Origin of the sequence: Nonomuraea sp. NPDC049309, from assembly GCF_043196965.1 — a bacterium.
Classification (GTDB): Bacteria; Actinomycetota; Actinomycetes; order Streptosporangiales; family Streptosporangiaceae; genus Nonomuraea; species Nonomuraea fastidiosa.
Genome location: NZ_JBICSH010000004.1, coordinates 694,970 through 717,519, shown reverse-complemented (window position 1 = coordinate 717,519; position 22,550 = coordinate 694,970). Strand labels below are relative to the sequence as shown.

Here is a 22,550-nt window from a genome sequence, read left to right as displayed (position 1 = left end):
TACGCCCTCACCCCTCCCCCGGCCAGCGCCCACCTCGAAATGATTCGCCACTTCATATCAGGAAATGTCGCCCAGAGTTCTGTTTGGTTTAAGAAATGACCTGCGCGAGATAACGCGAAAGGCCATAACTTTGCCATTCCGCGGTGCCATGATGAGCGCCGGCTCCGATTGAGTCCGGCCTAACCGGCTATCGCCTGCAGGCTCAGGTTCTGGGACCAGACGACATACCGCCCATTATCGACCCGACAGTGGCAGCCGAGCACCTCGAACTCGCGGTCCTGTCCGTCATGATGCATGGCCGAAACCGCAGGGTCGTGGAGACATTCACCGCTGCCATCCGCGACAGTGAAGACCAGGACAGGCCGAAGTGCTATGAGTACGCCTACAACATGTCCGCGCCCGAGACCCGCCGACTTCTGAAGGAGATAGCCATGTCATCCACTCACTGGCCGGTCTTCAGTCCGTTCGCGAAGGAACACTTCGGACGCGGAAAAGCGGAGGGCAGGACCGAGGGCCTGGCGAAAGGCATCCTCACCACTCTGGCCTTCCGTGGACTGGAGGTCACAGAGGATGCCCGCGCCCGCATCTCCTCCTGCACCGACCTGACCAAGCTCGAAGCCTGGCCGGCCCGCTCCTACACCACTCCCACCGTCGAAGCGCTGTTCGATGACGACGGCGGAGCGGCGGCATCAGAGGGTGACCGAGCCGGTTAGGAGGGTGTCGAAGGGGTCGGCGGCGGGGCGGTCGAGGCCGCGGAGCGGGCCGGGGTCGGTGAGGTGGGCCTCGGCGTAGAGGCGGGCGACGAGGGCCTTGCGGTCGTCGTCGATGCCCCACGTCGCCTGGTCCTCCAGCAGCGCGGCGGCGTACACGTCGGCCATGAACTGCGCCAGCGGGTAGAGGCGGGCCTCGGCGGTGGCGCGGTCGAGCCCCGACCAGACCTCGATGGCCTTGGCGAGGTCCTCGATACGGCCCCGGACGAGGTCCGAGGTGGCGAGCGTGCGCAGGTGGGCGAGGAAGGGCAGGTGGGCCTGCTCCTTCTCCATGGCGCGCCGTACGTCGAGGCAGAGGATGTTGTCGCCGCCCTCCCAGATGGGGTTGACCTGGGCGTCGCGCAGGAGCCTGGCGACGGGCCACTGTTCGATGTAGCCGTTGCCGCCGTGCACCTCGATCGCGTCGCTGGCGGCGGTGACGCCGAGCCGGGAGGCGCGCAGCTTGATGAGGGCGGGGGCGAGGCGCAGCCGGGGCCCCACGTGCCCGTCGAAGACCAGGGCCTGGGCGGCCTCGACCTCGACGATCAGCTCGCCGAGCTTGCGGCGCATCAGCGGCTGTTCGATGAGGGGTCTGCCGAACGCCTCGCGGGCGGAGGCGTAGCAGACGGATTCGACGAGCGCGCGCCTGGCCACGCCGACGCCCATCATGGCGACGCCGAGCCGGGAGGTGTTGGTGAGCTTCATCATGGTGCCGAGCCCGGAGCCGCCGCCCGCGGGGTCGGCGAGCAGGAAGGCCTCGGCGCGGGTGAACTCGACCTCGGCGGAGGCGACCGACCGGGTGCCGAGCTTGTCCTTGAGCCGCCGGATGCGCACGCCGTTGCGGCTGCCGTCGCGCCGCTCCCACAGCACGAGGAACGGTGCGACCGCCCCTTCGGGCAGCCGGGCGAGCACGACGAAAGCCGAGCCGCCCGCGTTGGAGGCGAACCACTTGAGCCCGTCCAGCAGCCACGCGTCGCCGGCGGGCGTGGCGGTGGTCTCCAGCGCGGCGAGGTCGGAGCCGCCGGTCCGCTCGGTGAACATCTGAGCGGCCTCACCGGAGTAGTAGCCGTTGGCGAAGATCTCCCTGACCCGATCGCGTACGTCCGGAGGCGCGTGCTTCTCGGCGAGCGAGACCACCATGTCGCCGCCGGTGCCGAGCGCGCAGCCCATGCCGATGTCGGCCTGATCGAGCAGGTACATCCAGGCGGCGGCCAGCGCGGCCGGATCGGCCCCGTTCGCGCGGGCCTGTTCGGCGAAGGCCGGTGAGGTGAAGTTGTCGGCCATGAGCGCGTCGCGGGCGGCGTGGAAGGAGGGCGGCATGACGACCTCGCTGACGTCCCTGCCCCACTTGTCGTACTTCTCCAGCCGGGGCGGGTTGCGGTCGGTCTCCTCGGCGCAGCGCGCGATGAGGCCGCCCATCAGCTCGCCGAGCCGGTCGAGGTGCGGCTCGGCCCAGGCGAGGCCGTCGCCGAGCAGGCGGCGCATGAGCAGGCGGAGCGTGGGGTCGCAGCGCCACCAGTTGCGGCCTTGCGCGCCCTGGTAGCGCTCGGTGGCGTAGCGGTCGCTGCGGTCGTACGGCTCGACGAGATACCGGCTCATATCCGCGGATGTTACATATACTCGACACGCGATGGAAGAGCGTAATCGAACGCTGAGCGCCCGTTCCGCGGTGCTGAGCGCGCTGCTGGGCAGCCACCCGCCCCGCCTGCCGGCCCGTGATCTGGTGCGCATCGGGGCGCTGTTCGGCATCGCCGAGGGCACGATGCGGGTGGCGCTGTCGCGTATGGTCGCGGCAGGCGATCTGGTGCAGTCGGGCGGCATGTACGCGCTGTCGCAGCGCCTGGTCGAGCGCCAGGCCAGACAGGACGAGAGCCGCGACCCGCACGTCAAGCCGTGGGACGGCACGTGGGAGGTGGTCGTGGTGACCGCCGAGCGGCGCGCGCCCGCGGACCGGGCCGCGTTCCGGCACACGATGACCGCGCTGCGCCTGGCGGAGCTGCGCGAGGGCACCTGGATGCGCCCGGCGAACCTGGTGCGGGTCTGGCCGGAGATCGTCACCTCGCAGTGCACGCTCATCGACGGCCGCCCGCACGGCGACCCCGCTCCTCTGCTGTGGGACCTGGACGGCTGGGCCGCCGAGGCGGTGCGGCTCGAACGCGCGCTTGAGCGCGTGCTGGAGACCGGCCTCGGCGGGGCGCGCGAGACGGGCGGGCTGGCCGAGGGCTTCCTCGTCTCGGCCGCGGTGCTGCGCCACCTGCTCGCCGACCCGCTGCTGCCCGATGAGCTGCTGCCGGACGGCTGGCCGGGGGCCCGGCTGCGGAAGCGCTATGACGACTTCGACCGTCGCTACCGCGAGGTGCTGCAGGAACACCTGCGCGGTTGACGGCAGGTCAGAGGGGCACGGCGAAGATCGTGCGCTTGTTGCGGAACTCGGTGACGCTCCACAGCCTGCCGTCCTGCACGGTCAGGTCCTCGGGCCCGATGGGGAACGGCCGCGTGGTGAGCTTGTCGCCGTCGTAGACGCGCAGCTTGCCGTTGGTGGTGGCGTTGGCGGCCTGGCTGAGGTACCACTTCCCGCGGTACGACACCGCGCCCTGGATCTTCTCCTGCCCGGTGATGTAGGCGTCCTCCGGCGCCCCGCCCTCCATGTCGAGCGGCCAGCGCGCCACCCACCCCTGGCCGTCGCCCTCGCGGTACTCGCCGGTGATGAGCCTGGGCGTGCCGCCGCTGCGGTCGATGGCGACGTACGAGAAGCGCGGCCCTTCCTGGGCGACCCGCCAGAAGTCGGTCTGGGGGATGATGTAGCGGTAGCCGAAGGCGTGCAGCTTGCCGCCGTGCCGGCCGATCCGGTCGGCGTCGCCGAGGTCCTTTTGCGCGGTGCGCAGGTCGAGGATGTTCTTGAGGTCGAAGACGCGCAGGCCGCGCACGGTGTCGGCGACGTAGAGCAGGTCTCCGTGGCAGGCGATGCCGCCGGCGTGGATGTTGATCGGGCCGTACGAGCCGTCGGGCTTGGCCAGCACGAGCAGCGCGTGCTGGTACTTCAGCGTCTGGGGGCTGAAGAACGACACCCTGATGCCGCGCTCGCCCGCCGTCGGCTTGAAATACCAGCTGACCATGAGCGCCGGGACGCCGATGCCGCCGGAGTCGTCGCTGCCGGTCAGGCCCTGCGGGTACCAGTCGGGGGTGTTCTGGTCACCGCTGTCGAAGGCGTACCAGATGGGCGGCCTCGGGTTCATCGAACCCATCGCGGCGGCCGCGCCCTTGTTCGTGCCCTTCCTGTTGGCGTTGGCGAGCACCGCCTCGACGGCGGTGCCGCCGACTTCCCCGGCGAGTTTGTCGGCTCCCTCCGCCAGATCGCCCGTCGCCCGATTCAGCGCAAAACGCGCCGTATCAGTGGATACCATCCCCGTTGCCGCCATATTGCCCTCACCTTTTCCGTCTCTTGACCATTCTGACGGACGGGCGAGAAATATGGTTTGCGCTTACTCCCACAGATGCACAGGCAGCCCGGAAAGAGCGAGTTCACGGTAGCGCCGCACCATGCGCCCGCGGTCGCCGCCGAAGCGCGCCAGCGCCTCGCGCTGCCACACCGAACCGGTGCGCCGCAGCCTGGTCCGCTGCGCGACGACGTCCAGCGCACGGTCCGCGTCCGAGGGCGTCACGCCGGCCTTGAGCAGGCCGTCTCGCGCCTCGGGCAGCAGCGAGAGCACCAGCTCGGCGGCCTCGAACTCGCCGTCCCTGCCGGGCCACGACAGCTTGGCGTCCAGGCCGTCCATGGCCGCCCGGTAGAAGTTCTGGTACGCCTGCGCGAAGCGGTAGCCGGTCAGGTCCCGCTCGGCCTGCGACAGCGTCAGCCCCAGCAGGAACGCCGTGTTGGCGGCCATGTCCGCGCAGGACGGCCCCGCGGGCAGTGCGCGCAGCTCGATCCGCAGGTGACCGCCGTCGGCGGGGTCGTAGACGGGGCGGTTCCACTGCCAGATCGTGCCCTGGTGCAGCCGCAGCTCCGGCACCTCGCGCTCGGGTGCGCCCTCGGTGATGTCGGGCACGATGGGGTCGTAGTCCCGTACGTACCGCTCGAACAGCTCGTGCGCGCCCTCGCGCACCCAGTCGGAGCCGAACGTCACCCTGCCGTCCCTGCGCTCGGGCCGCTGCACGTCGCGGTCGTCGGCCGCCTCCTCCATGAGCGCGATCCGCGTCTCCTCCCACAGCTCGCGCCCCAGGAAGAACGGCGAGTTGCCGCACGCGGCCAGCACCGGGCCGATCGCGAGCTGCGCGGCGTTGAACAGCCGGGCGAACCTCTCCGGCGGAGTGCGGATGTGCACCTGCCATGAGGTGTTGGCGCTCTCCAGGATGACGTCCTCGACGGAGAGCTCCAGGTCGTCGATCTTCACCAGGAACGGTTCGAGCCGCAGCCGCCGCAGGCCCCTGCTCATGGCGCGGTAGCGGTTCTGGTCGCTCATCGCGCCCAGCGTGAAGTGCCCGGCGTCGAGCGTCGGCAGGATGCCGATGGGCAGCGCGCCACCGCCCGCCACCGCGCCGTCGACCTTGGTGATGGTCTCCTGGACCTCCGCGCCCAGGGTTTCGAACGGCCGCCCCGCCAGCGGGATGGGGGTGAGGTTGACCTCTATGTTGTAGCGGCCCAGCTCGAGCACCACGCGGGGGTCGCCGAGGACGTCGCGCACCTGGTCGTTGCGCTGCAGCGGCCGGCCTTCGCCGTCGATGAGGAAGAGCTCCAGCTCGGCCCCGATCGTCACGGGACCCTCGCCGAAGCCGGGGGTGGTGAGCAGCTCGCGCAGGACGCCGAGCTGCTGCTGCACGCGTTCGCCGAAGCGGGTGAACTCCGCCTCGGTGAATCGCTCCTTTTCGAGATCCTTGCCCATCACCCCCTTCTGTCCAGGAGACCGTCATTAACACGTCATCCGCGGAGGTTCAGCTCACATGCCTCCCGGGGGATTGCGCGACCTGCGGCGACGCGCTCTAAGCTCGGGGGATGCGCGCGGTTGCCTTTGACATCTTCGGTGGTGAGCTCGACGTTCGCGAGCTGCCCGATCCCTCCCCCGCCCCGCACGGCGCGGTGATCAGAGTCGAGGCGACGGGGTTGTGCCGGTCCGACTGGCACGGCTGGCAGGGACACGACCCCGACATCAAGGTCCTGCCCCACGTGCCGGGCCACGAGCTGGCGGGCGTGGTCGAGGCGGTCGGCTCCGACGTGCGGGGCTGGCGGCCGGGGGCGCGGGTCACGGTGCCGTTCGTCTGCGCCTGCGGCTCCTGCCCCTCCTGCGCGACCGGCGACCAGCAGGTCTGCGAGCGGCAGACGCAGCCCGGCTTCACGCACTGGGGCTCCTTCGCCGAGTACGTCGCCATAGACCACGCCGACGTCAACCTCATCGCCGTTCCCGAGGACATGGCCTTCGCCACGGCGGCCGGGCTCGGCTGCAGGTTCGCCACCGCGTTCCGCGCCGTGGTCCAGGTCGGCGAGGTGCGGCCGGGCGAGTGGGTGGCCGTGCACGGCTGCGGCGGCGTCGGCCTGTCCGCCATCATGATCGCCACGGCGGCCGGGGCTCGGGTCGTCGCGGTGGACATCAGCACCGACGCGCTGCACCTGGCCGAGCTGGCCGGCGCCACCCACTTCGTCAACGGCTCGGCCGGCGACGCGGCCGCCCAGGTCAGGGAGCTGACGAGGGGCGGGGCGCACGTCTCACTCGACGCGCTGGGCAGCCCGCAGACGTGCGCGGCCTCGGTCGAGAGCCTGCGCCGCAGGGGACGCCACGTCCAGGTCGGCCTGCTGCCCGGCGGGCCGGTTCCGGTGCCGATGGCCCGTGTGATCGCCCACGAGCTGCGGCTGCTCGGCAGCCACGGCATGGCGGCGCACGCGTACCCGCCGATGCTGGAGATGATCAGGGCCGGGATCCTGCACCCCGACCAGCTCGTCACCCGCACGATCGGGCTCGCCGACGCGGGCAAGGCGCTGGCGTCGATGGGCTCGGTGCCGGGCGTCACCATGATCACCCCCCGCTCCGCACCCTGACCGCCCGGCCCCAGAAGGAGCGGCCCGACCGGTCCGGTCGCCCGGCCACCCCTCCCCCCAGGAGAGCGGGCCCGCGGGACATAGGGTGAAGTTCATGGACTATGTGCGTCTTGGTAATACGGGTCTGAAGGTCTCCCGGGTGTGCCTCGGCATGATGAGCTACGGCGACCCCGCCAAGCTGAAGTGGTCGCTGCCGTACGACCAGGCCGAGCCGCTCATCCGCAGGGCCGCGGACGGAGGCGTCACGTTCTTCGACACCGCCGACGTCTACAGCACCGGCGAGAGCGAGGTCGTGACGGGCAAGGCGCTGCGCGCGATCTTCCCCAGGCGGGAGGACTACGTGCTGGCGACCAAGGTGTGCCTGCCGATGGGTGAGGGCCCCAACGACCGCGGTCTGTCGCGCAAGCACATCCTCGACAGCATCGACGCCTCACTGCGCCGCCTCGGCACGGACTACGTGGACCTGTACCAGATCCACCGCTGGGACTCCGAGACGCCGATCGAGGAGACGATGGAGGCGCTGAACGACGTGGTCAGGGCCGGCAAGGCCCGCTACATCGGCGCTTCCAGCATGTACGCCTGGCAGTTCGCCAAGGCCCAGCACGTGGCCGAGGTGCACGGCTGGACGAAGTTCGTCTCGATGCAGAACCACTACAACCTCCTCTACCGCGAGGAGGAGCGCGAGATGCTGCCGCTCTGCGCCGACCAGGGCGTGGGCGTGATCCCGTGGAGCCCGCTGGCGCGCGGCGTGCTGGCCAGGGCCGGCTCGTCCGGCTCGACCGCGCGGGCGGGATCCGACCCGCGCATCGCGTACCTGTACGACCCCGAGAACGACAAGCTCATCCTCGACCGGGTCGCGCAGCTCGCGGCCGACCGCGGCCTGCCCGCCGCGCAGCTCGCGCTGGCGTGGGTGCTGCGCCGCCCCGAGATCACCGCACCGATCGTGGGCGCCACGAAGGACAAGCACGTGGACGACGCGCTCGCCGCCACGTCGGTGACGCTGTCGGACGACGAGGTGCGGTTCCTGGAGGAGCCGTACCGGCCGCGCGAGTTCCGGCTCTAGCCACCGGAGAGCCGCCAGGGGTGCGCGTCGTGCACACCGGCGAGGCCGATCGTGGCGAGCGCCTCGCCGGTGAGCCGCATCCCTTCCGCCTTCGGCTGCCCTCGGGTTACTGGAGATCCCGCCGAACGATCGCTGACGATCCTCTCTCCCGATCACGGGTCGGAGGCGGAGAGCAGGCACGTGACAGGGCGCCGACCCACCAGGGTGCTGACGATTTCGCCGGCATCCGGGCTGCGCGGAATTGTCGGAGCGAGGTCCTAAGGTGGGGGCATGCGGGCAAACGAGGAGGCTGCGGCGGCGCTGCAGGAATACGCCGAGCTGTTCGCGCTCACCGGCGGCGACGCGTTCAGGGTGCGCAGCTACCAGAAGGCGGCGAAGGCCATCGCGGGGTTCCCCGAGGACATCTCGGTCGTCGACGTGCGCTCGGTCCCCGGGGTCGGCGAGGCCATCGCGAAGAAGATGGAGGAGTTCCTGCAGCGCGGGAGCTTCCGCCAGCTCGACGACCTGCGCGGGCGCGTCCCCGAGGGCGTGCGGCGGCTGACCAGGGTCCCCTCGCTCGGCCCCAAGACCGCCATCATGCTCTACGAGGACTTCGGCATCGACTCCACCGAGGCGCTGCGCGAGGCCATCACCTCGGGCCGGCTCGACGGCGTCAAGGGCCTCGGCCCCAAGACCCTGGCCAACCTCCTCAAGGGCGTCCAGCAGCTCGAGCAGTCGGGCCGCCGGGTCCACATCGGCATCGCGATGGCGCTGGCCGAGCAGGTGATGGAGTCGCTGAAGGCCGAGCGCATCGCGTACGCGGGGTCGCTGCGGCGCATGAAGGACACCATCGGCGACATCGACATCCTCGCCGTGGCGCCCGAGTCCATCATGAGCGACTTCCGCGCCCAGCCCTACGTCGCCGAGGTCATCGCCGCGGGCGGCAAGAAGACGTCCGTACGCACCACCTCCGGCATCCAGGTCGATCTGCGGGTGGTGCCCGCCGGGTCGTGGGGCGCGGCCATGCAGTACTTCACCGGCTCCAAGGAGCACAACGTCGCCGTCAGGGAGCTGGCGGTCAAGAAGGGCTGGAAGCTGTCCGAGTACGGGCTGTTCGAGGGCGACCGGGTGATCGCCGCCGAGTCCGAGGAGGACATCTACCACGCGCTGGGCATGCAGTACGTACCGCCGCCGCTGCGCGAGGACGGCGGCGAGGTCAAGGCGGCGCTGGCCGGCGAGCTGCCGGACCTGGTGGAGCTGAGCGACCTCAAGGGCGACCTGCACACCCACACCGATCTCACCGACGGCATCGCGACGCTCGACGACATGGTGGCCGCCGCCGCTGCCCGCGGCTACTCCTACTATGCGGTCACCGACCACGCCCCCGACCTGGCGATGCAGCGCATGACCCTGGACAAGGCGCTGGAGCAGCGCGGGCGGGTGGCCGAGCTGCAGGCGAAATATCCGCAGATGCGGCTGCTGCACGGCACCGAGCTCAACATTGCGCCCGACGGCTCGGTCGACTGGCCCGAGGAGATCCTGCGGGAGTTCGACGTGTGCGTGGCCTCGGTCCACTCCCACTTCACGATGTCGCGCGACGAGATGACCCGCCGCTTCATCGCGGCCTGCGAAAACCCGTACGTCGACATCATCGGCCATCCCACCACCCGCAAGATCGGCAAGCGGCCGCCGGTCGACGCCGACTGGGACGCCGTGTTCCGCGCCGCCGCCCGCACCGGCACCGCCATGGAGATCGACTCCTACCCCGACCGCTCCGACCTGCCGTCCGACCTCGTGCGGCTGGCCCGGCACCACGGGGTGAAGTTCTCGATCGACAGCGACTCCCACGCGATCCCGCACCTCGCACATCAGCGCTTCGGCGTGGGCATCGCGCAGCGGGCCTGGCTGACGACCGACGACGTCATCAACACCTGGCCCCTCGACCGCCTTCAGGCCTTCCTGGGCAGGTAGGCGTCCCGGGCTCTCGACCGCGGTCGCCCGCCCCGCTCGTCGGCAGGGCCCGGCACCCAGCCGACACACCCCGGACGGCCACCGCCGACCGGCGGAAGGCGACGCCCACTGCCGACCACCGCTCATCCCCACCGGGCAACGACCACTGCGCAGCGCCGGGCGACAACACCAAGCCACGCCAGATGGCGGGCCGCTGAGCCACGCAGGGCAGCGGCCGCTGAGGCGGGCGGGGCGGCGGACGCTCAGCGTGAAGACTCAAGTGCGTCGGGAGCCCGCAGCCCGCCAAGACGGGCGGAGCAGCAGCCACCGAACCGGACCCAGCGGCGGACGCTCAGCGTGAAGACTCAGGTGCGTCGGGAGTGCGCAGGCCGGTGAGGCGGGCGAGGGCGGTGAAGCCGTCCGGGGTGCCGGGCCAGTGGCGGCGTACCGCGTCGGGGCCGGCCCGCCGCACCACCGAGCGCAGGACGGCCGCCACGATGATGGCGTCGTCGGCGTACCCGAGGACGGGGACGAAGTCCGGGATCAGGTCGATCGGCACCGCCAGGTACGCGACCAGCAGCCAGATCCGCACCCGTACGCCACGGGGCAGGTCCCGGTCGGCGGCGAGGCGGCGAACGAGCCGCATCATGTCGGGCAGCAACCGCAGCGACTCCCGCAGCAGGCCGCCACGCGGCCGGACGGCGGCGAGCACGACCACCAGCGCCACCCAGCAGACCACGACCGCGACCGCGACCCCGATCAGCAGATCCCACCACCACTCACCGGTCACGACCGCTCGTCACCTTCCCACCACCGACAAGACCACGACCACGGTGCAGCCAGAACGCGAACATGGCAACCCTCGCCGGCGCAGGCCGAGCGACCGGACGACGCGCTCGGGTGGATGGCTCCGACGCACATCACCACCTGACCCGCCCACGGCCGGGCGACGCCACTCGCCGGAGTCGCGTTGCCCGGTGGCGGATGAGAGTGGCGCAATTGTGCGGACCGCACCGCGCGCCCCACCCTGCCCCCGCCCTGCCCTCAGCTGCCCTCAGCTGCCCCCAGCTGCCCCCACGCCGCCCCCCACTCTGCCCCCACGCAGCAGCGCGCGCCTCACCCCGCCCCACACCGCGCCGTGCACCTCGGCCTGAGCCGCACGGCACCCTGCGTCTCGGTGTGCCCTCGCGTGCTCTTCGGCGCCGGCGCCAGGCCGGGCGAGGAGCGCGGGTTGTGTGGACGAGGCGACCGGCGAGGGTCGTTGGGGTGGGGTGAGTGGAGGGTAGGTGGGGGCGGGTAGGTGAGGGGCGGGGAACGTTCCACTACAGGCTGGGCAGATTTCGGCAAGGAAAGGCGCGCGGAGCCAGCCACAGGAGATTGAATGGTTTCCAGGTAGGAAATAGTCACAACGAGGTGATGCTCCATGAGGCAAGCCACGGCGTCGATCGTCAAGCCGCTGCCCGACCACCTGTTCCGGGTCCACGGCAACAGCGCCGAGATGAGGTGGGAATCCATGGCGGGCCTGGGCTACCACACGCCGAACGACCGGTTCTTCGTCAGGAACCACACCTCGACGCCCCTCATCGACGTCACCACCTGGCAGCTGCGCGTCCACGGCCCCGGCGTACGGCGCCCGCATGCGTTCACCTACGACGAGCTGCGCGCGATGCCGTCCCGCACGTACGACGTGGCGCTGGAGTGCGCCGGCAACGGGCGGCGCTTCTACCGGACGCAGCAGCACGACGGCGCCCCCGGCACGCAGTGGGGTCTGGGCGGGATCGGGGTGGCGCGCTGGCGCGGAGTGCCGCTGAAGCACCTGCTGAAGGAGGCGGGCGTACGGCCGGAGGCGGTGGACGTGCTGGCGACGGGGCTGGACGAGCCGTTCGAGGAGTACGGCCACGTGCGCCGCCCGCTGCCGATCGCCAAGGCGATGGACGACGTGCTCGTGGCCTACGAAATGAACGGTGTGCCGCTTCCTCCCGACCATGGATTTCCGGCGCGGCTGGTGGTGCCGGGGTGGGTGGGAATCGCGTCCATCAAATGGCTCGGAGAGCTCGAAGTCGCCACTGAGAAGATCTTCACTCCGTGGAACACCGTCTTTTACGCGGACGTCACCACGCAGCCGATCAAGAGCGCGTTCGAACTGCCGTGGAATGCGCGGGTGCCGCTGTCGGAGGTGCGCATCCTGCGCGGGCGGTCGTGGTCGGGTCGGGGCAGGATCGTCAAGGTGGAGGTGAGCGACGACGGCGGGCTCACCTGGCGCCAGGCCGAGCACCACGGCCACCACCTGGCGAAAGCCTGGCTGCCGTGGCACGTGGAGTGGACGCCGCGGCACACCGGTACGAGGCTGCTGATGGCCCGCGCGACCGACGAGACCGGCGCCACGCAGCCGCTCACGCGGCCGAAACACCCGATGGGATACCACTTCGACGCCGTCGTGCGGCACCCCGTGCACGTCGTCTTCGGCTGACGAATAAGTCATCCGTCACCGCTTTGAACAATCTTTCATCGGAAATAGCGGCTGAATTCATCTGACGGACTCCCCGGGAAACCTTCCGGAAATCCCGTCATGTGATGCTGCCCGCATCACCGGGAAAAGGAGATCCGATGCGTCAGCTGACCGCACTCGACGCCCAATTCCTCCACCTGGAGTCGGCGACCACCGCCGCGCACGTGGCCGGACTGGCGGTGCTCGACCCTGCGGACGGCATGGTCAGCAGGGACGCGCTGGCGGAGCTGCTGCGCGCCCGCCTGCACCTGTCCCCCGCGCTCAGCATGCGCCTGGCGGAGGTGCCGCTGGGGCTCGATCATCCGTACTGGGTCGCCGATCCCGGCATCGACGTCGACCGCCACCTCTTCGAGCTGACCCTGCCGGCGCCGGGCGACGACCGGCAGCTCGCGGCGGCGGTCGCGGAGATCCACGCCCGCAGGCTCGACAGGACGCGCCCGCTGTGGGAGATGCACCTGATCAAGGGCCTGCGCGGTGGCCGGGTCGCCGTCTACACGAAGGTGCATCACGCGGCCATCGACGGGGTCTCCGGCGCGGAGACCCTGGCGGCGCTGCTCGATCTGAGCCCGGACGGCCGCCTGACCCCGGCGGAGGCGCGGCCGGCCGCTCCACCGGCGCCCCAGCGGGCGGGGCGCGCGGGGATGCTGGTGGGGGCGGCGGTGCACGGCGCCGCCCAGCCGCTGCGCGCCGCGCGTTCGGTGATCAGGGCGGCGGCGGATCTGGACGTCATCCCGCTGGCCGGCGCGCTCCCGGGCGCGAAGCTGATCGCCAGGGCGGCCAGGGCGGTGAGCGGCGACCGGCAGCAGCGTCCCGAGCTGCCGGGCCTTTCGGCGCCGCGCACGCCGTTCAGCGGCCCGATCAGCGCGCGCCGCCACCTGTCGTTCGGCTCGCTGCCGCTCAAGGACATCAAGCAGGTCGCCAAGGCGCACGGCATGAGCGTCAACGACGTGGTGATGGCGCTGTGCGCGTCCGCGCTGCGCGCCTGGCTCGAGGAGCGGGACGCGCTGCCCGCCGCGCCGCTGATCGTGGCCGTGCCCGTGGCGGTGCGCCGCGCGGGGGCCGAGGAGCTGATCGGCAACCGGATCTCGGCCATGGTCGCGCCCATGCCGACGAACGTCCGGGACCCGCTGGAGCGGCTGCACGTCATGGGCGCGGCGATGAGCCGGGCCAAGCGCAGGTTCGCGCTGGCGCCGTCGGCGTGGCCGAGCGAGCTGTGCTCGCTGCTGCCCGCCCCGGTGACGAGCCTGGCCACGCCGGCGGTGTTCCGCCTGGCCGGCATGGCCTTCCCGCCGGTCAACCTGATCGTCAGCAACGTGCCGGGCCCGCAGTTCCCGCTCTACCTGTGCGGCGGGCGGGTGCTGTCGTACTACCCGCTGTCGGTGCTGACCGACGCCAGCGGCGGACTCACCATCACCTGCTTCTCGTACGACGGCATGCTCGACTTCGGCATCGTGGCCTGTCCCGAGCGCGTGGACGACGTGTGGAGCCTGCTCGCCCACCTGCGCGCGGCGCTCGACGAGCTGTCAGACGATCGAGTGGGCGATGAGTTCCGCGACGGCGTCGGGGTCGATCTGGTGGCCGGTTAGCTGGCACAGGTTCTCCTGGTACAGCAGGGCGGCGGCGAACATGGCCGCCGCCACCTCCAGCCTGGCCGCGTCGCCGCGCGCGCCGGGCATGGCCAGCTCGAGCGCGAACCTGGCCCGCCTGACGAGCTCGCCGTTGAGCCGGGTGAGCCGCTCCTTGACCGAGCCGTGGGTGTCGGCCTCGCGGAACAGGATGCGCCGCATCGACGGCGAGGCGCGCAGCGGCAGGGCGCGGGCGAGCCGGGCGAGCGTGCCGGCCAGGTCGCCGGGCACGGCCTCGACCTCGCGGCCCTCCTCGATGACGGCGCGTTCGTTCACGAGAGCGACCAGCATGTCGATCTTCTGGGGAAAGTACTGAGCAATGAGCCGCTTGGGCACTTTCGCGAATTTCGCTATGACCGCGGTCGTGGTGGCCTCGTACCCGCGGCCCGCGAACAGCTCCTCCGCCGCGTCCAGGATGCGTGTGCGGACGTCACCGATCACCACAGCTCAGCACATTAATGCGGGGCGCGAGTGACGCGCCATGCCGTAGACGCGAGAGCGGTGTCACACGCGTCACCCGGGACGCCCCTCGTGAGATCGTCGTGCAGTGCTCGCGCTCGCGCGCCGCGCCCGCGACCAGTGAAAACTTCTGCACGAACGGTGCGGGCCGGCCGCCGCGACCGCCTCGCGGGACCCCGGAGCGCTCGCCCGGGCGCTGCACGCGCTGATCCTCGGCATGATCGAGATCGCCGACGAGCACGGCTTCGGCCCGACCGGGCACACGTTCATGATCGAACCGGAGCTGCGCCGCCGCGCGGACGAGCTGGTGGCGCGAGCCGGAGTTCCACGCCGCGGCCCGGCGCGCCGGAGTGCTCCGCGCCGACCTGCCCGTCCGGTGGGTGAGCAACACCGTGTACGGGCTGATGGTGACCGTACGCGAGAGCCTGCGCCACGACGACGCGGCCGGCCCGAACCTGCCCGATCCGGTGCGGGCCACGTTTCTTGAGAGCGCCGGGCCCGAAGGCGGCGGAAAGTGACGGCGGCGGGCGGCGCGGCGCAGGTGACCGCCGCATGCGCGCCGCCCGGCCCGATGAGTCGGCGTCAACGCGACCGCAGTCGGGCACTGACGTCTCACGCCTGGGCCGCTGCACGGCCCGGCGGCCGAAGCCGGCTCAAGGCCCGGCGGCCGGACCGGCTCGAGGCCAGAGCCGGCTCAGGGCTGGGGGTCGGGGCCGGCGACCTGGTCGGCCACGCGGCCGATGCGGGCCAGCCGGGCGAGCGCCGGGCGCGAGAGCACCTCGCCGATGTCGTGCAGGGCGATGATCAGCTCTTCGACGCCGTCGAGCGGCATGTCGGGCTCCCTGCTCAGCAGAATGCCCCGGTAGTCCTCGGGCGAGACGGCACCGCCGGGCAGCTCGATGCGGTCGTTCTCGGCGCGGAACAGCACCGGGACCGAGGTGTCGAGGGCGAGCGCGAGCGCGGTCAGCTCGGCTGCGGTGAAGGCGCGCTGGCCGCGCTCGGCCTGGTGGACGGCCTGGCGGCTCCAGGGCCTGTCGAGGTAGCGGCCGAGCGCCTCGCCCAGCTCGGTCAGTGACATCCCGCGCTCCGCCCGCAGGCGTGCGATCTGTCGGCCGATGGCCTCTTCGACCCGCAATGCGATCACCCCTTCGGAGTGTCATTGTGCACGATGACACCGAAAGTCAAGCGTTGACGACAGGCGATCGTGGCAGTACCGTCAATGTACAGATTTCCCCGTCAATGTTGCCGATGACAGGCCGCGGATACGGCCGATGGTGAGGCGCGACATGCAAGACATCAGCATCGAGGTGGTCGGACCGGTCGGCGACTGCGCCGTACTCAAGATCGCCGGCGAGGTCGACGTGTTCACCGCTCCGAAGCTGCGCGAGCAGGTGATCGGCCTTGCGGGCCAGGGCGTCGTCCACCTCATCGCCGACCTGAGCTCGGTCGAGTTCCTCGACTCGACCGGTCTCGGCGTCCTGGTCGGCGGGCTCAAGCGGCTGCGCACCCAGGAGGGCTCGCTGGCCCTGGTGATGACCACCGAACGGATCTCCAAGATCTTCCGCATCACCGGGCTCACCGCCGTCTTCGCCTCCCACTCCTCCGTCAGCGAGGCGATCACCGCCGACCCCCACTGGAAGCAGGTCATCGAAGAGGCGGCCGGCAGCGCCGAGGAGTGGTGCAAGCAGCACGGCCTGTCCTGACCCCGTCTGACCCCCGCCTGCCCCCGTCTGACCCGCGGGTCTGATCTCAGCCCGGACCCGGCTTGCCCGCTCCGGCCGCAGCCCGGCCGGAGCGACCGCGGCCCGGCCGCGCGAGCTTCTCGGCCGCGACGCGCGCCATAGCCCGGATTCGAACCGGACTCGAACCGCGACGCGCGCCATAGCTCGAACTCGAACCGGACTCGAACCGCGACGCGCCCCATAGCCCGGGCTCGAACCGGACTCGAACCGCGACGCGCCCCATAGCCCGGGCTCGAACCGGACTCGAACCGCGACGGAACGTGGTCCGCCCCGTCCGGGGCGACCGCGACCGGGGGCCGTCGTGCGGGTCAGGGGCGCGAGGCCTCGTCCAGCAGGGCGAGCTCCTCGGCGGTCAGCGTCGTGTCGGCCGCCGCGAGCAGGGGCCCGAGCTGCTCGACGTTGCGGGCGCTCGCGATGGGCGCGGCCACGGTCGGCTGGGCGGCCAGCCAGGCCAGCGCGATCGTCGTGGGCACCGCGCCGCGCTCCTGCGCAACCTTGTTCAGCGCCTCCAGCACCTTGGGGCCGCGCTCGGTGTTCAGGTACTCGCTCGCCTTGGACGCCCTGGGACTGTCCACGGTGGCGCCCGGCGTGTACTTGCCGCTCAGGAAACCGCTGGCGAGCCCGGAGTACGGGGTGCTCGACAGCCCCTCGCGCGCCACCACGTCCCGCAGCTCGCCCTCGTAGCCGCGCTCGACCAGGTTGTACGGCTGCTGCAGCGCCACGTACCTGGCCAGGCCCTCCTTGTCGGAGGTCGCGAGCGCCTCGGCCAGCCGGGGCGCGGTGTAGTTGGACGCCCCGATGTAGCGGACCTTGCCCGCGCGGATCAGCTCGTCGAACCCGGCCAGCGTCTCGGCCAGCGGCGTCTCGGGGTCGTCGAAGTGCGCCCAGTAGAGGTCGATGTAGTCCGTACGCAGCCGCCGCAGCGAGTCCTCCGCGGCCGCCTTGATGTTGTCGGCCTTCAGCCCGGCGCGTCCCTCCAGCGAGCCGACCTTGGTGGCCAGCACGATGGACTCGCGGTTGCCGCGCGCGGCCAGCCACTCACCGATGAAGGTCTCGGACGTGGGCTCTTGGGTGGCCCAGTACGGGTACACGTCGGCGGTGTCCAGGAAATTGCCACCGCCTTCGACGTAGGCGTCCAGGATCGCGAACGAGGTCTCCTTGTCCGCCGTCCACCCGAAGACATTGGTGCCGAGCGAAATCGGAAATACGGACAGGTCCGAATTGCCAATTGTTCTCATCCCGCCATTATCCGCAGCCCCGATTCCACCGGCCCGGCTGACCCCCGTCTTTGGGACCCCGCACTCACCCGGCGGGAGTGCATGCACCGGCCGCGCCGCAGAGGTGACGGCAGCGGGCCGCGGCGCCGCTGTGAAGGGACGCCGCTGTGAAGGGACGCAGGGAGACCGGGATGCACGCCGGAAACCCAGGCGGCCCAGGCGCCCGCTCCACCCCAGCGACCTGCGCCGACGCTTACGCGACCGGCACCTACGTACCCGGTGCCCAGGCGATCCGGCGCACCTGCGCCCAAGACCCAAGCGATCCAGCGACCCTGCACCGGGACTCGGGGGACCCAGCGACCCTCCACCAAGCCCGGAAGATCCAGCGACCCTGCACCGGGAGCCGGGGAATCCAGCGCTCCCCCGGCGGTCCAGCGCACCTGCGAAGGCCCAGGTGATCCGGCGCTCAGGCGGCCTGACCTCCCCTCGACCGGTGCCTTCACTGGCCTCCGCGTCCGCCCCTGACCCAAGCGCTCTTCGCCGGCCCCCGCATACGTCCTGACGGGAGGGCGATGGCGGGCGGTGTGAGGTCGAAGCAGCCGGCGAGGCGAGGGCCGCTCGGCCTAGGCCCGGCCCGGCACAGCGGCTCGGCCTAGGCCCGGCCCGACGCAGCGGCTCGGCCTAGGCCCGGCCCGACGCAGCGGCTCGACCTAGACCCGGCCCGGCACAGCGGCCGAGGGCGCACGGCGGCGAGACCAGGGCAGCCGGCGGGGCGAGGGCGGGCTGATCGGTGTTCCGGGGAGACGGTGTTCCGGGGAGACGGTGTTCCGGGGAGACGGTGTTCCGGGGAGGCGGGTCAGGCGGAGCGGTGGACCAGGCTGCCGCACAGGGCGCGCAGGTCGGTGGCGTGCGGCAGGCATTCGTCGAGTACGCCGAGCGCCGAGGACACGTACCGCTCGGCCAGGCTTTCCGCTCCGGCGCGGCCGCCGGCCTCCTCCACCAGGCGGGCGGCGTGGCGTACCGACTCCTCGCCCGCGACGCCCTCCACGAGCAGGTCGGACAGCTCGCGCGCGGCCGGTCCGTCGCCGGCCAGCGCGGCGAGTACGGGCAGGGTCTTCTTCTCCCGCCGCAGGTCGCTGTGGACGGGCTTGCCGGTGAGGCGGGGATCGCCCCAGATGCCGAGGATGTCGTCGGCGATCTGGAAGGCGACGCCGAGGTCGCGCCCCATCTCCCACATGCGCCCCGCCAGCTCGGGTGCCCCGCCGAGCGCGACGCCGGCCGCGGCGGCGGCGCCCAGCAGGCCGCCGGTCTTGCCCGCCGCCATCGCGGCGTACTCCTCCACGGTGACCTCGCCGGGCCCGCGCCAGGGGCGGTCTTCGAAGGCCATGTCGGCGGTCTGCCCCTGCACCAGCTCCATCAGGGCCGCCGACAGGTAGGGCATCGCCTCGGGGCGCCCGGCGAGCTGGCCGACCGCCAGCGCGAGCAGCGCGTCGCCGGTCAGCAGCGCGGGCCCGACGCCGTACGCCTTCCACAGCGCGGCCCGGTGCCTGCGCAGCTCGTCGCGGTCGATGATGTCGTCGTGGGCCAGGGAGAAGGCGTGCACCAGCTCGACCGCCACGGCTCCGGGAAGCGCGGATTCGGCGCTGCCGCCGACCGCTTCGGCGCTGAGCATGACGAGAGCCGGCCTGACGCCCTTGCCGACGCCACCTTCAAGCGGGCGGCCGTCCACGTCGGACCAGCCGAGCGTGAACGCGGCCATCTTGGCGCCCCAGGGATGCAGCACCGCGACGGCCTCGCGCAGGGCGGGTTCGAGCAGACGGCGGTAGCGTGCCAAGGTGTCGGCACCCTGCGGCAGAACGTCCGGGCGGCTGACGCTCATCGGGGGCCCCTACCTCCGGTTGATCTTGAAACTCCATGCAGAAGCATGTGATACTCCACTGTGGTTCTGCCACCTGTCATTACATGTCCGTTATGTGAGACAGATGCCAGCAGGGCCGACGCGCGTCCCGAGTACCGCCGGTGAGCAGCCCCCGGGTTCCGCGACGATCGCACCCGGGAGAACTGACCGGTCGAGGACGGCGGAGATGGAGCCGGAAACCGTACCACGAATGGAACCGACCACCATCATTCCTCCGCGAATCAACAGAAGGGCAACAACTCTCTTTTCCGCCCAAGCTTGATCATACACGCACTTTCGTACAATAATCACTCATTGCGTGAGATTTACTCACATAGAAGACTTCTAGCTACATAACGCTCTCTGATCGGGGATCGCCGCCATGCCGCACCCCACGGAAACCTCCGTGTCCACTCCCCACGTCGTCCCCTTCCACCGGGCGTTACCGCGCCTGGTGAAGGACCCGGTGACGGAACTGGCCAACATGGGAACAGAGGCCGCGGGCCGGATCGTCCGCGTCAATCTGGGTCCATTCCGGCCGTACCTGGTCTCCCATCCGGATCACGTGGAGCAGGTACTCAAGACGCACTGGACCAATTTCGTCCGTGAAGGCATGTTCTGGCGGCCGCTCCGCCGCGTGACCGGCCAGAGCATCCTCGGCGAGGGCGAGGCGTGGGCTTCGACCAGGAAGATCCTCGCGCCGCTGTTCACCTCGCGCTACATCGCCTCGCTGGCCGACGACATGGCGGACATCATCTCCGAGTGCATGCTCGAGATGGACAAGTTCGCCGACTCCGGGCGTCTCATCGACGGCGGGCACCAGATGACCACCATCGTCAACCAGGCGGTCATCAAGGTGCTGTTCGGCGGCCGCATCTCGCGCGACACCGCCGAGCGCCTGGCGCCGGAGTTCGCCACGTGCGCGACCTCGATCGGGTTCCGGCTGCTGTTCCCGTTCGTGCCGTACTCCGTCAAGGTGCCCGGCGACCGCGCGTTCCTGCGCTCGGCGCAGAAGATCGACGAGATCGTCTACCCGCTCATCGAGGAGGCCAAGCGCGAGGGTGACACCTCCGCCAAGGAGGTCGTCTCCAAGCTGCTGGCGGCCCGCCTGGAGAAGGAGGGCCACGCCGACCTCAAGCAGGTGCGCGACGACCTCGTCAGCATCTACGGCGCCGCGTCGGAGACCACCGCCATGTCGCTCACCTGGCTGTGGTCGGTGCTGCACGACCACCCCGAGGTGAACGCCCGGCTGCGCCAGGAGATCGACGACGTGGTGGACGGCGGTCCCGTACGGGCCGAGCACGTCTCCCGACTGCCGTACCTGCGGATGGTGCTCCAGGAGCTGCTGCGCGTCTATCCGTCGGCGTGGATCATCCCGCGGCAGGCGGTCAACGACATCGAGATCGGCGGCATGCACATCAAGGCCGGCTCGCAGGTCCTCGTCAGCCCGTACACGACGCACCGGCTCGAGGAGTTCTGGGAGCGGCCGAACGAGTTCGACCCCGACCGCTGGGTCGACGAGAAGGCCGCGATCAAGCACCGCCACTCCTTCATCCCGTTCGGCGCGGGCCCGCACGTGTGCCTCGGCCAGCACCTGTTCTACGTCGAGGCCCCGCTGGTGATCGCCAACGTGCTGAGCAGGTACCGGCCCGAGCTGACCAACCCGCAGCGGCTCACCCCGCTGCCGGGCGCGTCGGTACGGCCGAAGGAGAAGCTGTGGCTGCGCCTGCACCCCAACGAGCGGCGGCGCGCGGCGTGAGCACCATGAGCAAGACCCTCGCCACGGCCACCGACCCGGCGGACCTGACCGCGACCGCGAACGAGCTGCTCTCCAGCCTCATGCTGCGGCCCTGGGGCCAGGTGTCGCCCTCGGTGTACGAGACCGGCCGCCTCGTCTCGCTCGCCCCCTGGCTGACCGGGCACGGCGAGCGGATCGGCTACCTCGTCCGCACCCAGCGGCCCGACGGCTCCTGGGGCGCGCCGGACGGCTACGGCCTGGTGCCGACGCTCAGCGCGACCGAGGGCATCCTGGCCGCGCTGACGAGGAGCGACCCCGGCATCGAGCGCGGCCGTCTGCTCGAGACGGCCGATCGCGGCCTGTCGGTGCTCGGCGGCTGGCTCAAGGAGCGGCTCGACCTGCCCGACATGCCGGCGATCGAGCACATCGTGCCGTCGCTGGTGTCGCTCATCAACCAGCACCTCGCCGAGCTCGGCACGGGACACGAGCCGCTGCCGCTGCCCGAGGGCATGACGTACGACACCCTCAGGCTCGTCCGCGAGTGGATCAAGTCGGGCGCCGAGGTGCCGGAGAAGCTGCTGCACGCGCTGGAGATCGCCGGCGCGGAGGCGGCGGGCGCGCCCGGCATCCGCCCGACGCCGATCGGCACGATCGGCGCCTCCCCCGCCGCCACCGCCGCGTGGCTCGGCCGCCCCGAGGGCGACCCGGACGGCGAGCCCGCCAGGCAGCACCTGGAGGCGGTGGTCCGGCTGCACGGCGGCCCGGTGCCGGTGGGCCTGCCCATCACCGTCTTCGAGCGGAGCTGGGTGCTGAGCTGGCTGGTACGCGCCGGGGTGCCGGTCGAGGTGCCGCCGGAGATGCTGGCCGACATCAGGGCCGCCATCGGCCCCGAGGGCACGCCCGCCGGGTACGGCCTGCCGGCCGACGCCGACACCACCTCCGTGGCGCTGTACACGCTGTCGCTGGCCGGGGCGCCGTACGAGCCGGACTGCCTGTGGCGCTTCCGGTCGGGCACCCATTTCGCCACCTGGCCCGGCGAGCAGGGCACCTCTGTGAGCGTCAACGCGCACGTGCTGGACGCCTTCGGCCAGTACGCCGCCCGCCGCCCCGACGCCGCTCCCCGCTACGCCGAGACGATCGCCGACCTGTCGGCGTGGATCGGCGAGCGCCAGCAGCCCGACGGGAGCTGGACCGACCGCTGGCACGCCTCGCCCTACTACGCCACGGTGAGCTGCGCGCTGTCGCTCGACGAGTTCGGCGGCCCCGGCGCGGCCGCGGCGGTGCGGGCGGCGGCCGAGTGGGTGCTGTCCACCCAGCGGCCCGACGGGTCGTGGGGGCGCTGGGAGGGCACCGCCGAGGAGACCGCGTACGCCATGCAGGTGCTGCTGCTGACCGAGGGGCGCGACGATCCGCGGCGGATCGAGGCCGCCGGCCGGGGGCTCGCCTACCTGGCGGGCTCGACGGGCGGCGAGCACCCGCCGCTCTGGCACGACAAGGACCTCTACGCGCCGTTCGCCATCACCCGCGCCGCCGTCATCGCCTCGTCGTATCTGGCGGCGCGGGCGACCGTGAGGTCGTGAGTGGCGCCCGTGTC

18 protein-coding genes and 1 pseudogene are annotated in these 22,550 nt (G+C 71.4%); 11 read left to right on the top strand and 8 right to left on the bottom strand.

What is annotated here, in order from left to right:
• Positions 1–248: 248 nt before the first annotated feature.
• Positions 249–713: a hypothetical protein gene (locus tag ACGFIM_RS28270; protein ID WP_393205779.1), complete on the top strand. Its 465-nt coding sequence runs from the start codon at positions 249–251 to the stop codon at positions 711–713.
• Here the strand turns inward: ACGFIM_RS28270 and ACGFIM_RS28265 are convergent.
• The gene (locus ACGFIM_RS28265) at positions 690–2,348 is read right to left on the bottom strand and encodes an acyl-CoA dehydrogenase family protein (protein ID WP_393205776.1); all 1,659 of its coding nucleotides are present in this window, start codon (positions 2,346–2,348) and stop codon (positions 690–692) included. The genes ACGFIM_RS28270 and ACGFIM_RS28265 overlap by 24 nt on opposite strands.
• 31 nt (positions 2,349–2,379) lie before the next feature.
• On the opposite strand from ACGFIM_RS28265, the gene ACGFIM_RS28260 reads away from it, so the two are divergent.
• Positions 2,380–3,132 (top strand): PaaX family transcriptional regulator C-terminal domain-containing protein, encoded by a 753-nt coding sequence (locus ACGFIM_RS28260; RefSeq protein WP_393205773.1) that lies wholly within the window; start codon positions 2,380–2,382, stop codon positions 3,130–3,132.
• 7 nt (positions 3,133–3,139) lie between these two features.
• On the opposite strand, the gene ACGFIM_RS28255 is transcribed toward ACGFIM_RS28260, so the two are convergent.
• Together ACGFIM_RS28255 and ACGFIM_RS28250 are read right to left on the bottom strand one after the other, a co-directional pair.
• On the bottom strand, positions 3,140–4,153 hold the full coding sequence (locus tag ACGFIM_RS28255; RefSeq protein WP_393205770.1) for a hypothetical protein: 1,014 nt from the start codon (positions 4,151–4,153) through the stop codon (positions 3,140–3,142).
• A gap of 78 nt (positions 4,154–4,231) precedes the next feature.
• A complete protein-coding gene (locus ACGFIM_RS28250) occupies positions 4,232–5,629 on the bottom strand; it encodes a glutamate--cysteine ligase (protein ID WP_393205767.1) in 1,398 nt (465 codons plus the stop codon).
• 110 nt (positions 5,630–5,739) lie between these two features.
• Between ACGFIM_RS28250 and ACGFIM_RS28245 the strand changes: the two genes are divergently transcribed.
• From ACGFIM_RS28245 to polX, 3 genes are all read left to right on the top strand, one after another.
• Positions 5,740–6,777, top strand: a complete 1,038-nt coding sequence (locus tag ACGFIM_RS28245) for a zinc-dependent alcohol dehydrogenase family protein (RefSeq protein WP_393205764.1) — start codon at positions 5,740–5,742, stop codon at positions 6,775–6,777.
• 94 nt (positions 6,778–6,871) lie between these two features.
• Positions 6,872–7,840, top strand: coding sequence for an aldo/keto reductase (locus ACGFIM_RS28240; protein WP_393205761.1), 969 nt, complete (start codon positions 6,872–6,874; stop codon positions 7,838–7,840).
• A 270-nt stretch (positions 7,841–8,110) separates the two neighbouring features.
• Entirely contained in the window at positions 8,111–9,790 is a 1,680-nt protein-coding gene (gene polX, locus ACGFIM_RS28235) for a DNA polymerase/3'-5' exonuclease PolX (RefSeq protein WP_393205759.1), read from the top strand.
• Positions 9,791–10,121: 331 nt separating this feature from the next.
• Here polX and ACGFIM_RS28230 read toward each other — a convergent pair whose 3' ends face one another.
• Positions 10,122–10,559, bottom strand: coding sequence for a YkvA family protein (locus ACGFIM_RS28230; protein WP_393205756.1), 438 nt, complete (start codon positions 10,557–10,559; stop codon positions 10,122–10,124).
• A gap of 633 nt (positions 10,560–11,192) precedes the next feature.
• Here ACGFIM_RS28230 and ACGFIM_RS28225 point away from each other — a divergent pair.
• Complete coding sequence (locus ACGFIM_RS28225) at positions 11,193–12,239, top strand: sulfite oxidase (RefSeq protein ID WP_393205753.1); 1,047 nt, start codon at positions 11,193–11,195, stop codon at positions 12,237–12,239.
• A 137-nt stretch (positions 12,240–12,376) separates the two neighbouring features.
• Positions 12,377–13,864, top strand: coding sequence for a wax ester/triacylglycerol synthase family O-acyltransferase (locus tag ACGFIM_RS28220; RefSeq protein WP_393205750.1), 1,488 nt, complete (start codon positions 12,377–12,379; stop codon positions 13,862–13,864).
• Here the strand turns inward: ACGFIM_RS28220 and ACGFIM_RS28215 are convergent.
• Positions 13,802–14,347 carry a TetR/AcrR family transcriptional regulator gene (locus ACGFIM_RS28215; protein WP_393205747.1) on the bottom strand — a complete coding sequence of 182 codons (546 nt, stop codon included), beginning with the start codon at positions 14,345–14,347 and terminating at the stop codon, positions 13,802–13,804. The two genes, ACGFIM_RS28220 and ACGFIM_RS28215, sit on opposite strands and share 63 nt — an antisense overlap.
• A gap of 395 nt (positions 14,348–14,742) precedes the next feature.
• Here ACGFIM_RS28215 and ACGFIM_RS28210 point away from each other — a divergent pair, with 395 nt between their 5' ends.
• Positions 14,743–14,880 carry a hypothetical protein gene (locus ACGFIM_RS28210; protein ID WP_393205745.1) on the top strand — a complete coding sequence of 46 codons (138 nt, stop codon included), beginning with the start codon at positions 14,743–14,745 and terminating at the stop codon, positions 14,878–14,880.
• 176 nt (positions 14,881–15,056) lie between these two features.
• Here ACGFIM_RS28210 and ACGFIM_RS28205 read toward each other — a convergent pair whose 3' ends face one another.
• Positions 15,057–15,506 carry a helix-turn-helix domain-containing protein gene (locus ACGFIM_RS28205; protein ID WP_393205742.1) on the bottom strand — a complete coding sequence of 150 codons (450 nt, stop codon included), beginning with the start codon at positions 15,504–15,506 and terminating at the stop codon, positions 15,057–15,059.
• 142 nt (positions 15,507–15,648) lie between these two features.
• Here ACGFIM_RS28205 and ACGFIM_RS28200 point away from each other — a divergent pair.
• Positions 15,649–15,987: pseudogene (locus tag ACGFIM_RS28200) on the top strand (STAS domain-containing protein); the annotation flags it as partial.
• Between the two features lie 425 nt (positions 15,988–16,412).
• Here ACGFIM_RS28200 and ACGFIM_RS28195 read toward each other — a convergent pair.
• Together ACGFIM_RS28195 and ACGFIM_RS28190 are read right to left on the bottom strand one after the other, a co-directional pair.
• Positions 16,413–17,342, bottom strand: coding sequence for an aldo/keto reductase (locus ACGFIM_RS28195; protein ID WP_393205740.1), 930 nt, complete (start codon positions 17,340–17,342; stop codon positions 16,413–16,415).
• An 835-nt stretch (positions 17,343–18,177) separates the two neighbouring features.
• Entirely contained in the window at positions 18,178–19,200 is a 1,023-nt protein-coding gene (locus ACGFIM_RS28190) for a polyprenyl synthetase family protein (RefSeq protein ID WP_393205737.1), read from the bottom strand.
• A gap of 424 nt (positions 19,201–19,624) precedes the next feature.
• Here ACGFIM_RS28190 and ACGFIM_RS28185 point away from each other — a divergent pair, with 424 nt between their 5' ends.
• Entirely contained in the window at positions 19,625–20,977 is a 1,353-nt protein-coding gene (locus tag ACGFIM_RS28185) for a cytochrome P450 (protein ID WP_393205734.1), read from the top strand.
• A 5-nt stretch (positions 20,978–20,982) separates the two neighbouring features.
• Complete coding sequence (locus ACGFIM_RS28180; protein ID WP_393205731.1) at positions 20,983–22,536, top strand: prenyltransferase/squalene oxidase repeat-containing protein; 1,554 nt, start codon at positions 20,983–20,985, stop codon at positions 22,534–22,536.
• The last annotated feature ends 14 nt before the right edge of the window (positions 22,537–22,550 follow it).

Excerpts from the sequence above, each read along its gene's own strand:
- ACGFIM_RS28265 (WP_393205776.1), bottom strand. The coding sequence starts at position 2,348 with ATGAGCCGGTATCTCGTCGAGCCGTACGACCGCAGCGACCGCTACGCC.
- ACGFIM_RS28260 (WP_393205773.1), top strand. The coding sequence starts at position 2,380 with ATGGAAGAGCGTAATCGAACGCTGAGCGCCCGTTCCGCGGTGCTGAGC.
- ACGFIM_RS28255 (WP_393205770.1), bottom strand. The coding sequence starts at position 4,153 with ATGGTATCCACTGATACGGCGCGTTTTGCGCTGAATCGGGCGACGGGC.
- ACGFIM_RS28250 (WP_393205767.1), bottom strand. The coding sequence starts at position 5,629 with ATGGGCAAGGATCTCGAAAAGGAGCGATTCACCGAGGCGGAGTTCACC.
- ACGFIM_RS28245 (WP_393205764.1), top strand. The coding sequence starts at position 5,740 with ATGCGCGCGGTTGCCTTTGACATCTTCGGTGGTGAGCTCGACGTTCGC.
- ACGFIM_RS28240 (WP_393205761.1), top strand. The coding sequence starts at position 6,872 with ATGGACTATGTGCGTCTTGGTAATACGGGTCTGAAGGTCTCCCGGGTG.
- polX (WP_393205759.1), top strand. The coding sequence starts at position 8,111 with ATGCGGGCAAACGAGGAGGCTGCGGCGGCGCTGCAGGAATACGCCGAG.
- ACGFIM_RS28225 (WP_393205753.1), top strand. The coding sequence starts at position 11,193 with ATGAGGCAAGCCACGGCGTCGATCGTCAAGCCGCTGCCCGACCACCTG.
- ACGFIM_RS28220 (WP_393205750.1), top strand. The coding sequence starts at position 12,377 with ATGCGTCAGCTGACCGCACTCGACGCCCAATTCCTCCACCTGGAGTCG.
- ACGFIM_RS28195 (WP_393205740.1), bottom strand. The coding sequence starts at position 17,342 with ATGAGAACAATTGGCAATTCGGACCTGTCCGTATTTCCGATTTCGCTC.
- ACGFIM_RS28190 (WP_393205737.1), bottom strand. The coding sequence starts at position 19,200 with ATGAGCGTCAGCCGCCCGGACGTTCTGCCGCAGGGTGCCGACACCTTG.
- ACGFIM_RS28180 (WP_393205731.1), top strand. The coding sequence starts at position 20,983 with ATGAGCAAGACCCTCGCCACGGCCACCGACCCGGCGGACCTGACCGCG.